Genomic DNA, 13,006 nt, shown 5'->3' on the forward strand with positions numbered 1-13,006 from the left:
CAAAAATGAATTTAAATAACATACATAACGTTTATTTTATAGGCATCGGAGGAATCGGGATGAGCAATCTTGCTCGTTATTTTAAAACATTAGGAAAGCAAGTTTCTGGATATGATAAAACCCCTTCAAGTCTTACAAATGAATTAGTAGCGTCTGGAATTTCAATTCATTTTGAGGATGATGTTCAATTGATTCCAAAAGATTTCTTGATCAGTAATACACTTGTAGTAGTAACTCCGGCTGTGCCAAAAACGCATTCTGAATGGTGTTTTTTCTTAGAACAAGGATATGAGATAAAAAAGAGAGCGGAGGTTTTAGGTTTGATTACCGAAAATACGTTTTGTTTTGCAGTAGCAGGAACACATGGTAAGACAACTACATCGGGAATTTTGGGACATATTTTGAATGAAAGCGGTGCTGATGTGACAGCTTTTATAGGTGGCATTGTTGAGAATTACAATTCAAATTTAATAGGCAACGGTAAAACAATTACTGTGGTAGAAGCAGATGAATTTGATCGTTCTTTTTTACATTTGCACCCCAATATTGCTTGCATTACCTCTATGGATGCGGATCATCTAGATATTTATGGGACAAGTGCAGCAATTGAAGAGTCGTTTGTAGAGTTTGCCTCTAAAATAGAAGATAAAAATAATCTTTTCATAACAAAGGATTTGCCATTAGAGGGAATAACCTGCGCCGTAAATGAAGATGCTGTTTATAAAGCGTTTAACGTACGTGTCGGAAATGGAAGTTATGTTTTTGATGTTCAAACACCATCTGGTGTGATGCAGAATTTGCATTTTGGACTTCCAGGAAAGCATAATCTTATGAATGCCTTGATGGCAATTGGTATGGCAAATTTATATGGAACTCCTCAAGATGCTATTGCAAAAGCTATTGCGTCATTTAAGGGTATAAAAAGAAGATTTTCATATCAAATAAAAACGGATCATAAAGTCTATATAGATGATTATGCACACCATCCTACTGAGATTAACGCAGTGCATCAAGCAGTAAGAGAGTTGTATCCTAACCAAAAAGTGTTGGCAATTTTTCAGCCACACTTATTTAGTAGAACTCATGATTTTGGGGATGAGTTTGCCAAAAGTTTATCGGCTTTTGATGAGATTTTGCTTTTGGATATTTATCCTGCTAGAGAATTGCCTATGCCAGGGATAACATCAGATTGGTTGTTGCAAAAAATGACTAATGAGCATAAAGAATTGGTTGAAAAGAAAGATTTAGTTCAAAAGATTGTAAGTAGTGATGCAGCAATTATTGTAACAATTGGTGCGGGAGATATAGGAGAATGGGTGCCAACAATTAAAAAAGCATTAAATGAAACTCTTTAATTGGACAAATGTACGATTAGTACTCATGTTTGTACTGGTGATTTTTTTATTTTCATTCACATCAAAACGAAATGAAAATAGAAAACTGAAGCAATCTACAGTAACATTTGTGGGAGTTAATTCGCCATTTGTTAAACAAGAAATAGTTAATAAATTGTTGATAGAAAATAGTGACAACGTAAGAAGTATTCAAAAAGTTAATTTAGATTTGAATAAACTAGAAACCACTATTGATTCACATGCTATGATTAAAAAATCAGAAGTATATGTGACCATTGATGGCGTGTTGAAAGCAGTGGTAGAACAAAAGACTCCAATTGCTAGGGTGTTTGATAATGGTAAGTCTTTTTATATTGATTATCAAGGCGGTAAAATGCCTTTGTCAGATAACTTTACAGCGAGAGTACCGCTTGTTTCAGGAGCGAGAAATAAAAAAAATAGCGAAGAATTAACAAAATTATTTCGAGTTATTTACGATGATGAATTTTTGAAAAAGAACATCATTGGAATACAAATAATGCCAAATGGTAGCTTAATTATGCACAATAGAAATTTTGATTATCAAATAGATTTTGGTAGTCTAAATTTTGCTGTGTTAAAATTTAGGAATTATAAAGCTTTTTTTCAAAAGGCTGTTTTGGATGGTTCTTTGTATAAATATAAAAAAATTGACCTCCGATTTACGGATCAAGTAGTTTGCACTAAATAATTGATAATGGAAAAAGAGAAGATTGCAGTAGGACTAGATATTGGGACAACTAAGATAGTTGCCATGATAGGCAAAAAAAATGAGTATGGTAAACTGGAAATTTTAGGTTTAGGTAAATCTAAAAGTCTTGGTGTGGCTAGAGGTGTGGTTAATAATATTACACAAACTATACAGTCTATACAACAAGCAATCCAAGATGCCGAAAATAATTCAGGTTTTAAAATTAAAGATGTAGTAGTAGGTATTGCTGGTCAGCACATACGTAGTATTCAACATACAGATTATATTAGTAGACACAATCCAGAAGAAGTAATAGGCGAAAGTGATATACAACTTCTTATTGATCAAGTGAATAAATTAGCCATGTTACCTGGAGAAGAAATTATCCATGTCTTGCCTCAAGAATTTAAAATTGATGGCCAATCAGAGATTAAGGAACCGATAGGAATGTATGGCGGAAGACTTGAAGCAAGTTTTCACGTTGTTGTAGGGCAAGCGGCATCTATAAGAAATGTTGGTCGCTGTATTCAAAGTTCGGGTATTGAGCTTTCTGGGCTTACACTGGAGCCATTAGCGTCTGCTGATGCGGTACTTAGTCAAGAGGAAAAAGAGGCTGGTGTTGCCTTAATTGATATAGGTGGAGGAACCACTGATTTAGCCATTTTTAAAGATGGAATCATTCGTCATACCGCTGTCATCCCTTTTGGAGGGAATGTTATTACTGATGATATTAAGGAAGGATGTTCTATTATTGAAAAGCAAGCCGAGCTTTTAAAAGTGAAGTTTGGATCTGCTTGGCCTGGAGAAAACCGTGACAATGAAATTGTTTCAATACCAGGATTAAGAGGAAGAGAGCCTAAAGAGATCTCGTTAAAAAATCTTTCTAAAATTATTAACGCACGTGTAGTTGAAATAATTGAACAAGTTTTTACCGAAGTGAAAGCTTATGGTCATGAAGATCCAAGAAAGAAATTAATTGCAGGTATTGTATTAACTGGTGGTGGAGCTCAGTTGAAACATATAAAACAACTAGTAGAATATATTACAGGAATGGATACCAGAATAGGATATCCAAATGAGCACCTAGCAGGGAATTCAGATGAGGAAATATCAAGTCCTTTATATGCAACAGCTGTGGGGTTAGTAATGAAAAGTATAGAAAACAAAACTCAAAGTGCAGTACGATTGGATCTTGTTGCTCCAGTAAAAGAGCAACCAGTTTATAGAGCGCCCGTGGCTGTGGCACCAACTCCTGTAAATGAAGTGTCTGAAATTGCAATAGAAGAAGAATACCATATTAAAGAGAAACAACCGGATTCTACCGCAACTAGAATTCAAAAAAACTTCTTCGATCGTTATGTGGATAGGATCAAAGAATTTCTTGATAATGCAGAATAAAACTCAAAAAAGAAGCTAAGAATTAATAATAATTTCAAAAAACCCAAAATTATGCCAAGCAACACAGAATTTGGAAGTATTTCATTTGATTTACCTAAAAACCAATCAAATGTAATAAAAGTTATAGGGGTCGGTGGAGGCGGAAGTAACGCTATCAACCACATGTTTAAGCAAGGAATAAAAGGCGTAGATTTCATAGTGTGTAATACAGATTCTCAAGCTTTACATAGCAGTTCAGTGCCAAATAAAATACAGTTGGGTGTTCATCTTACCGAGGGGTTAGGCGCAGGTGCTAATCCTGATGTAGGACAGCAGTCAGCTATAGAGAGTATCTCCGAGATTGAAAAAATGTTGGATCAAAATACCAAGATGGTTTTTATCACTGCAGGTATGGGTGGTGGAACAGGTACTGGTGCAGCTCCAGTAATTGCTCAACTAGCTAAGGAAAGAGATATTTTAACAGTAGGTATAGTTACGCTACCGTTTCTTTTTGAAGGTAAAGTGCGTCAAGAGCAAGCTTTAATTGGAATTGAAAAATTACGTAAACAAGTAGATTCCTTAATTGTTATAAACAATAACAAACTAAGAGAAGTTTATGGAAACCTTGGTTTTAAAGCAGGATTTTCAAAAGCGGATGAAGTCTTGGCAACTGCTTCACGCGGAATTGCCGAAGTAATTACGCATCACTATACTCAAAATATCGATTTAAGAGATGCTAAAACGGTTTTGTATAATAGTGGAACCGCAATTATGGGTTCATCAGTTTCATCAGGCGAGAACAGAGCAAAAGAGGCTATAATTGCAGCTCTAGATTCGCCATTATTAAACGATAACAAAATTACTGGTGCCAAAAACGTATTGTTGCTTATCGTTTCTGGTACTAATGAAATTACTATCGATGAAATTGGGGAAATCAATGATCACATTCAAAACGAAGCGGGTCATAATGCCAATATCATCATGGGTGTAGGTGAGGATGAGTCTCTTGGTGATGCTATTGCAGTAACTATTATTGCAACAGGATTTGACATAGAACAACAAAATGAGATTGTAAACACAGAGCCTAAAAAGATAATTCATACGCTAGGGGATGAGCAAAAAAGTGTGTACAATTTAATAAACAATTCTGTAACTGCATTTGACTTAAATATGGAGACTCCAAAAGCGTCTTCTGCAAATGATAGAATTGTCTTTGATTTAATGGAGGACGAGGTAGTTGTGAAAACTCCAGCTGTAAACACACCAACGATTAATAATGAGGACTTGGTTGAAATGTCTGATTTTATAAACAATTTAGACGTTACATTCGAAATTGTTTCACCTATTACTGATATCGATTTTATAGTTTCAACTCCAGCAGTAGAGCCACAATTGGTACAAGCAAAAACAACAGAAAAACAAGAGCAAACATCATTTTCATTTGATTTACCTCTTTTTAAATCAGAAGTGTCAGAACAAAAACAAGACAATAACGTAATTTTTGAATTGACAAATGAGACTAAAGAAATTAAAGTAAATGAAGCAGTTCAATTTGTGCCAGTAACTGAGCTTTCAGACAATGGAATTATCAAATATTCACTAGAGGAGTATATGGATGAAGAACCAGAGTTTATGCCAAAAGCTGCAGTAAAAGCAACTGAAGTGGTTACACCAGCTGAATTGAATATCACTTTGAAACAAGTAGATACTACAACAGCTGAGCATATGGATTTTGAAAGCATTGCTCCTACAGAAATGACTATTGAAGAGTCTTTAAGAATGAGAGCTGATGAGCGTAGAAAGAAATTAAAAGATTTCAATTATAAGTTTCATAATAATGTTTCTAAAATTGATGAATATGAGAAAGAACCTGCTTACAAACGATTGGGTATAAATATCTCAAATAATCAAATGAATACTGCAAATTCAAGGATATCTGTTGGTACAGATAGTAACAATGATTTGCAATTGCGTTCTAATAATTCGTATTTACACGATAACGTAGATTAAGGTATTAATTAATTCTAGGAAACCCGAAAATTAATATGATTTTCGGGTTTCTTTTTTTACTACAATCCACCAGATAGCAGTTGCTATTCCCGTTAAAATACTGTAATTTTGTTGAGCCTGAATCCAGCTGTTGTTGCAAGCTTTTTGTACAAAACGCTTTTTTCTACGGTCTTAAAAGAGCTTCTTTCAGTCGCTTTTTAACTCCTAGAAAAAAATTGCTTTTTGCCCTAAAAAGGCTTTTCACGACCATCTGGGGCAGTAAGTAACAGTGCTCTGTAACTGCTGTTTCATTATAATTGAAAAAACAAAGACATAAGATATGAGTTTATCAACATTAATCATGGACGAAATGAAGACCGCCATGAGAGCTAAAGATACCGTTGCACTTGAAGCATTAAGAGCAATAAAATCAGAACTATTACTAGCGCAAACGGCAACAGGATCTAAAGAAGAAATTTCAGAAGACGATGAAGTTAAGTTGTTACAAAAACTTGTAAAAACACGTAAAGAAAGCGCCCGAATCTTCACAGAGCAAAACCGTTTAGATCTTGCTGAGCCAGAACTAGCGCAAATAGCAGTTATTGAGAAATTTTTACCAGCTCAATTGAGTGAGGCAGAAGTAGAAACAGTTATTGCAGCAATTATTGCCGAAACCGGAGCAACAGGTATTGCTTCTATGGGGAAAGTTATGGGATTAGCAGCAGCAAAACTTGGTGGAACTGCTGAAGGGAAAACGATTTCTACAATAGTTAAAAAATTATTGACCTAAATTTTTAGATACAAGATTAACAATTATAAATCTAGAATCGTTAATTACAAATCTCTAATTAAATGGCTGTGTAGTTCAACTGGATAGAATATCAGATTTCGACTCTGAGGGTTGCAGGTTCGAACCCTGTCGCGGCCACTTTTTAACTTTTAAATGCCTTAAAAAATTACAAGTTATCTTGAGTTTTTTGAGGCATTTTTTTAATGAATTACTTTAATATGGTTGTCCAAGTAGTTTTGACAGTTTTTATAGGTCTTTTTTTTCTTTTATTTATACTGTTTAAAGTTATTGAGCCCTCTTATATGATGTTCTTTAATAAGCCATTGTTCATACATTGGTATCCTTTCTCTAAAAGACTGAAGCCACATCAACGTAAAATTTTATCAGACGATTTTCCTTATTACAGTACCTTATCGGCTAAAAGAAAAGAGTATTTTGAACATAGAATACTTATGTTCACAAAACAATATCAATTTATAGGTAAAGATCTTGTAGTTACAGAGCAAATGCGATTGCTAATAGCAGCTACTTATGTCATGCTTACCTTTGGGATGCGTAATTATCTTGTTCCGTTGTTCAAGCGAATTGTAATTTATCCTACGGTATACTTCTCAACCGAAAATGAAGTTTTTCACAAAGGCGAGTTTAATCCCATGATGAAAGCAGTAGTTTTTTCATGGGAGGATTTTATCTTAGGTCATTTAAGTTCAACTGATAATTTGAATCTAGGATTACATGAATTTACGCATGTACTGCATTTTCATTGTATGAAAAATAACGATCCCAGTTCTATTATCTTTTTTGATGCCTTTAATGAAGTAGTCAAGTATTTTTCTGATTCGGTTTTAAGCTCTTCATTAAGCGATGCTCAGTATTTTAGATCCTATGCGTATGAAAATCAATTTGAATTCTTGGCAGTAGTTTTAGAACATTTCTTTGAAACGCCAGCTCAATTTAAAACTGTACATCCAGATTTGTATGATCATGTTGTCACCATGATAAACTACAAAGAAAATCAATAAAAATGGCGCACTGGGCGCCATTTTGTATTAAAAAGTAGTAAGCTTTTTTAGATCTTGAATTGTTTGTACAGGGTCTGTTGCTTTAAAAACAAAACTTCCTGCAACAAGAACATCCGCTCCTGCTTCAACAAGTTGTTTTGCATTAGCACTAGTTACACCACCGTCAACTTCAATTAGGGTGTTGGCTCCTTTTCTTGTAATTAAGGCTTTTAGTTTTTCAACTTTAGAATAGGTGTTTTCAATGAAAGATTGTCCGCCAAAACCAGGATTTACACTCATGATGCAAACCAAATCAATGTCATTAATCACATCTTCTAACAAATCAATTGAAGTATGCGGGTTAATGGCAACTCCGGCTTTCATTCCTTCTGCTTTTATGGCCTGTAGTGTTCTGTGCAAGTGTGTACACGCTTCGTAATGTACGCTAAGGATATTGGCTCCAAGTCCAGCAAATGTTTTGATGTAGCGATCTGGATCTACAATCATTAAATGGACATCAATAGTTTTTGTAGCGTGTTTAGCAATGGCTTCAAGTACTGGCATTCCGTATGAAATATTAGGTACAAAAACGCCGTCCATGATGTCTATATGAAACCAATCGGCTTCACTATTGTTGATCATTTCAATGTCGCGCTGTAGGTTTCCAAAGTCAGCTGCTAATACTGATGGAGCAATAAGTGTATTTTTCATTGTGTAGTTGTTTAATCTGAATTTGTTTCAGATTCTTTAGTTGTTGTTTGTGCAAAAATAGTTTTTTTAGACCAATTGCAGTAATTTTTCATTAAGAAGAAATACCGTCTTTTTGTAACGAAGGTAGCGTAAGGGATAGCAGCGGCATCCTCGTAGTGCAACGAAGAGATATAGCGAATAGCCCGACCCGAAGTTTTTACGGAGGGTTACGCAGTGGGAGTTATCAGTATTCAGTGAACAGTAATCAGTAAATAGTGATTTAAGATTTGTGGTTTTATTGAAAAAAATAAAACCTCGGTAATCAGCCGAGGTTTCAATCATCAATCAAAAAACGAACAGTTAATCAGACTGTTGTTTGCTTTAAAAAAGTTTTAAGTTTAAGGTTTCAAGATGTTTTGAGCAACTTGAAACTTTAAACTTGAAACAAATATAGTTATCCTAAATAGGTTTTTAAAATTTTACTTCTAGAAGTATGTTTTAATCTACGGATTGCTTTTTCCTTGATTTGACGTACACGCTCACGAGTTAGGTCGAAAGTTTCTCCAATTTCTTCTAATGTCATTGGGTGTTGGTCGCCAAGACCAAAGTACAAACGAACTACATCAGCCTCACGAGGTGTAAGAGTTTCAAGAGAACGCTCAATTTCGGTACGCAATGACTCGTGAATTAACTCTCTATCTGGGTTTGGAGACTCTCCAGAACGCAATACATCGTAAAGGTTAGAATCTTCACCTTCTACAAGTGGAGCATCCATAGATAAGTGACGACCAGAGTTTTTCATAGACTCTTTTACATCATTTACGGTCATGTCAAGTTCTTTTGCAATTTCCTCAGCAGATGGCGGACGCTCGTTAGATTGCTCTAATAACGCATACATCTTGTTGATTTTATTGATAGAACCAATTTTGTTTAATGGCAAACGTACAATACGAGACTGCTCAGCCAAAGCTTGCAAAATCGATTGACGAATCCACCATACAGCATATGAAATGAATTTGAAACCACGAGTTTCATCAAAACGTTGTGCTGCTTTTATAAGTCCAAGATTTCCTTCGTTAATTAAATCAGGAAGAGTTAAACCTTGGTTTTGATATTGTTTTGCCACCGATACTACGAAACGTAAGTTGGCTTTTGTTAATTTCTCTAAGGCGCGCTGATCACCAGCTTTAATCTTTTGTGCTAACTCTACCTCTTCATCAGCCGTGATAAGATCAACTTTTCCAATTTCTTGTAAGTATTTGTCTAATGATGCAGTTTCACGATTCGTTACCTGCTTGGTAATTTTAAGTTGTCTCATGGTGTTGTCTCCTCAATTTTAAAGTGTACAAATAGTTATACGTAAGGAGTTGCAAAAAAGTTACATTTATTTTTAAATTTTATTTTAAAATGTTTTTTTGGGCATTTTCGCCGCGGCGAATCGGGCTATACGTTACAATCTTTTTATGTGCCGTAGCGCATAAAAAGGATTTCCGCTACTATCCCTAATGCGATTTCGTTTTTTTACGACGTTTTGTGTTTTTAGAAAACAAAAATCCCGTTCGCTAATGCGAACGGGATTTTCTATAAATAAACCTTTAGTAAACTAAGATCTGATTACTCTTTTTTCTCCTCGCGTGGAGGTCTAGCGATAAGTGCTTTACGAGACACTTTTTCTTTTCTAGTTTTTGGATCAAGTCCTAGGTATTTCACTTGAAACACATCGCCCATGTTTACAACATCAGTAACGTTTTCAGTTCTTTCCCAAGCTAGTTCAGATACGTGTAACAATACTTCGTTTCCTGGAGCTGCTGTATATTCTACAACCGCACCAAAATCAAGCATTTTTATTACTTTCACTTCGTAAGCTTCACCCATTTGTGGCTTGAAAGTGATTGATTGAATTTTAGCTAATACTGCTTCAATTCCAGCAGGATCAGTACCTAAAATTTCAATTACACCTTGCTCGTCTACCTCGTTGATTACAATAGTAGTTCCTGTAGCTTTTTGTAATTCTTGAATCACTTTTCCACCAGGTCCAATTAAAGCACCAATAAAGTTACCAGGAATAGTTCTGGTGATGATTTTTGGAGCGTATGGTTTTACATCTTCTTTTGGAGCAGCAAGAGTTTCAATTAATTTTCCAAGAATATGCAAACGACCGTCACGAGCTTGTGCCAATGCTGCTTCCATAATCTCATATTTCAATCCGTCAATCTTAATGTCCATTTGACAAGCAGTAATTCCTACAGAAGTTCCCGTTACTTTGAAATCCATATCTCCTAAGTGATCTTCATCACCAAGAATATCAGACAATACAGCAAAACGTTCTCCATCAGTAATTAATCCCATTGCAATTCCAGAAACTGGACGAATCATTTGGATACCAGCATCCATTAATGATAATGTTCCAGCACAAACCGTAGCCATAGAAGACGAACCATTCGATTCTAATACTTCAGAAACTACACGAATTGTATAAGGACAATCAGCAGGAATCATATTTTTCAAGGCACGTTGTGCCAAGTTTCCGTGACCAACTTCTCTTCTTGAAGTTCCTCTTAAAGGACGAGCTTCACCAGTTGAGAAAGGAGGGAAGTTGTAGTGTAGGTAGAATTTTTCTTCACCTTGTTCAGATGGAGAGTCAATTTGATTAGCTTCTCTAGAAGTTCCTAAAGTAGCTGTAGCCAAAGCTTGTGTTTCTCCACGTGTAAACAATGCAGATCCGTGTACTGATGGTAAATAATCTACCTCACACCAGATTGGTCTGATTTCTGTAGTTTTTCTTCCGTCTAAACGAGTTCCTAAATCTAGGGTTACGTTACGAACAGCTTCTTTATTGGTTTTGTAGAAATATTTAGAAACTAAATCTCCATTTTCAGCCAATTCTTCTTCAGTAAATAAAGCTTTTACTTCTTCTTTTACTTCTGCAAATGCAGCAGTACGTTCTTGTTTAGAAGAACCTTTGCTTGCAATAGCATATATTTTATCGTAAGCTGCTTCTTTTACCTTAGCGTAAATAGCTTCGTCTGATTTTTCATTTTCGTATTCACGTACTTCTTTTTTCCCAAAAGCAGCAGCTAATCTTTCTTGCGCAGCAATTTGTACTTTAATGTGTTCGTGAGCAAATTTAATTGCTTCTAACATTTCTGCTTCTGAAATCTCTTTCATTTCACCTTCTACCATGGCGATAGAATCGGTTGAAGCTCCAATCATCATATCAATATCTGACAATGCTAATTGTGCACGAGAAGGGTTGATAATGAATTTACCATCAATACGACCAACTCTAGCTTCAGAAATTAAAGTTTCAAATGGAATATCAGACAATGCAAGCGCTGCCGAAGCTGCTAATCCTGCTAATGCATCTGGCATTACATCCTCATCATGAGACATCAATTGAATCATAACTTGAACTTCAGCATGGTAATCATCTGGGAAAAGCGGACGCAATACACGGTCTACCAATCTCATGGTTAATACTTCGCTATCACTAGGGCGTGCTTCTCTTTTGAAGAAACCACCAGGAAAACGACCTGCTGCAGCAAATTTTTCACGATAATCTACCGTTAAAGGTAAAAAATCAATACCTGGACTTGCTTTTCTTGCGGAAACAACTGTACCTAAAATAACAGTTTTTCCAATTCTTACTACTACAGATCCATCAGCTTGTTTGGCTAAACGACCTGTCTCGATTGTGATGCTTCTGCCATCACCTAAATCGATACTTTCTACAAATAATTGTGGAATCATAAATTTAATTTTTTAGTTAAACATGGGTTCTAGTTGTGTTGTAGTTGTTGTTGTGCGTAGTTAATGCCTAAAACCCAATGAAAAACCAAACTTTTTTTAATAATCAATTCAAATGGATTGATTTTGTGGTTTTGTCTTAGCTCTAATCCCTTTTGTGTCAGGACTTCTGTAATGATTTAAGACAATAATATATAAAATAAAAAAAGAGGCACTTTCGCACCTCTTTCCTATTGATTATTTTCTGATATTCAATACTTTGATAATTTCACGGTATCTGTTGATTTCTTTCTTTTTCAAGTAATCTAACAACGATCTTCTTTTACCTACTAATAGTACTAATGAACGCTCTGTGTTGTAATCATGACGATTTTTTTTCAAGTGCTCAGTTAAGTGGCTAATTCTGTAAGTAAACAAAGCGATTTGCGCTTCAGCTTTTCCAGTATTCGTTTTTTCTCCGTGTTGTGCGAAGATTTCTTCTTTAATCTCTTTAGTTAAATACATTCCAATATTATTTAATGATTCTTATGTATGTCTGCCATCTATTGGTAGACGGGTGCAAAAGTATAAAATAATTATGAATAAGGAAACAATAATCGGCATTTATTTTGATAAGGATTGAACCACATATTAGTTTGGTAGATGTAATTTTATTTTTATTGGAAAGTTATAGGTAGAGTAAAATGTGTTTTTACCAACATTCCTCTATATTTACCCGGAATCCAATTTTCGTATTTTGAAATTAACTTCAAGGCATTCTCGGTAACGCCAAACTGATCTTGTGAATAGGCCGAAACATTTTCTAGTGCCCCTTTCTCGTTTACATCAAAAATCACTAGTATTTTACCAGTAACATAACCATCGATGTTTTTTGGGATTACACCGCAATTTTTCACATAGCTATAAAAATCATTCATCCCTTTTTTAGGGCTTGCTGTCTCTCTAATTAAATTGTAAGAGTACTTATTATTCAGTGAGTCGATGCTATTTCCAGAGGTTAATTTACCTTTGTTATATTGTTCTGTGAATTCAACTTTTTCATCAATAATACGACCTTTCCAAATACCTTCTTTTACAAAGTTTTTAATAACACCGAAAGATGTTTCATTGTCCGATTCTTGGTCAACATATTCCCCTTCGCCATTAGTAACTTTTTGAACATTGTTTTCATCAAAAAAGTTTAGAATTTTAATAATAGACTCTTTTTTGTTTTTACTGACCTCAATTTCTGATTCTAATTTGAAAAGTCCATTTTCATGGTAATAATATTGTTTGTCAATTAATTTGTTATTCTCATAATTTGCAATTCTCTTTTTTTTACCATTTTCATAGTAATACAAACATTTAC

Annotated in this window: 11 protein-coding genes and 1 tRNA gene; 7 read left to right on the forward strand and 5 right to left on the reverse strand. The window is 34.9% G+C overall.

The window, feature by feature from the left end; genetic code table 11:
* The first annotated feature begins 5 nt into the window (after positions 1–5).
* From murC to FPG59_RS02450, 7 genes are all read left to right on the forward strand, one after another.
* Positions 6–1,355 (forward strand): UDP-N-acetylmuramate--L-alanine ligase, encoded by a 1,350-nt coding sequence (gene murC / locus FPG59_RS02420; RefSeq protein WP_086453026.1) that lies wholly within the window; start codon positions 6–8, stop codon positions 1,353–1,355.
* The gene (locus FPG59_RS02425; protein WP_086453027.1) at positions 1,342–2,064 is read left to right on the forward strand and encodes a cell division protein FtsQ/DivIB; all 723 of its coding nucleotides are present in this window, start codon (positions 1,342–1,344) and stop codon (positions 2,062–2,064) included. The genes murC and FPG59_RS02425 overlap by 14 nt, the downstream gene beginning before the upstream one ends.
* A gap of 6 nt (positions 2,065–2,070) precedes the next feature.
* Positions 2,071–3,462, forward strand: coding sequence for a cell division protein FtsA (ftsA, locus tag FPG59_RS02430; protein WP_086453028.1), 1,392 nt, complete (start codon positions 2,071–2,073; stop codon positions 3,460–3,462).
* Between the two features lie 51 nt (positions 3,463–3,513).
* On the forward strand, positions 3,514–5,451 hold the full coding sequence (gene ftsZ / locus FPG59_RS02435; RefSeq protein ID WP_086453029.1) for a cell division protein FtsZ: 1,938 nt from the start codon (positions 3,514–3,516) through the stop codon (positions 5,449–5,451).
* A gap of 319 nt (positions 5,452–5,770) precedes the next feature.
* Positions 5,771–6,220: a GatB/YqeY domain-containing protein gene (locus FPG59_RS02440; RefSeq protein ID WP_086453030.1), complete on the forward strand. Its 450-nt coding sequence runs from the start codon at positions 5,771–5,773 to the stop codon at positions 6,218–6,220.
* A 64-nt stretch (positions 6,221–6,284) separates the two neighbouring features.
* Positions 6,285–6,358 (forward strand) — tRNA-Arg (locus FPG59_RS02445).
* Between the two features lie 167 nt (positions 6,359–6,525).
* Complete coding sequence (locus FPG59_RS02450; RefSeq protein ID WP_254906631.1) at positions 6,526–7,242, forward strand: zinc-dependent peptidase; 717 nt, start codon at positions 6,526–6,528, stop codon at positions 7,240–7,242.
* Positions 7,243–7,269: 27 nt separating this feature from the next.
* Here FPG59_RS02450 and rpe read toward each other — a convergent pair whose 3' ends face one another.
* From rpe to FPG59_RS16515, 5 genes are all read right to left on the reverse strand, one after another.
* Positions 7,270–7,932 carry a ribulose-phosphate 3-epimerase gene (gene rpe / locus FPG59_RS02455; RefSeq protein WP_086453032.1) on the reverse strand — a complete coding sequence of 221 codons (663 nt, stop codon included), beginning with the start codon at positions 7,930–7,932 and terminating at the stop codon, positions 7,270–7,272.
* Between the two features lie 433 nt (positions 7,933–8,365).
* On the reverse strand, positions 8,366–9,229 hold the full coding sequence (locus tag FPG59_RS02460) for an RNA polymerase sigma factor RpoD/SigA (protein WP_026707723.1): 864 nt from the start codon (positions 9,227–9,229) through the stop codon (positions 8,366–8,368).
* Between the two features lie 296 nt (positions 9,230–9,525).
* Positions 9,526–11,661 (reverse strand): polyribonucleotide nucleotidyltransferase, encoded by a 2,136-nt coding sequence (locus FPG59_RS02465; protein ID WP_086453033.1) that lies wholly within the window; start codon positions 11,659–11,661, stop codon positions 9,526–9,528.
* Positions 11,662–11,895: 234 nt separating this feature from the next.
* Entirely contained in the window at positions 11,896–12,162 is a 267-nt protein-coding gene (gene rpsO, locus FPG59_RS02470) for a 30S ribosomal protein S15 (RefSeq protein WP_086453034.1), read from the reverse strand.
* Between the two features lie 152 nt (positions 12,163–12,314).
* Positions 12,315–13,006 (reverse strand): energy transducer TonB (locus FPG59_RS16515; protein ID WP_176330679.1); only part of this gene is annotated, 692 nt, incomplete at its 5' end.

Origin of the sequence: Flavobacterium sp. FPG59 (genome assembly GCF_002150205.1) — a bacterium.
In the GTDB taxonomy this organism is placed as follows: domain Bacteria; phylum Bacteroidota; class Bacteroidia; order Flavobacteriales; family Flavobacteriaceae; genus Flavobacterium.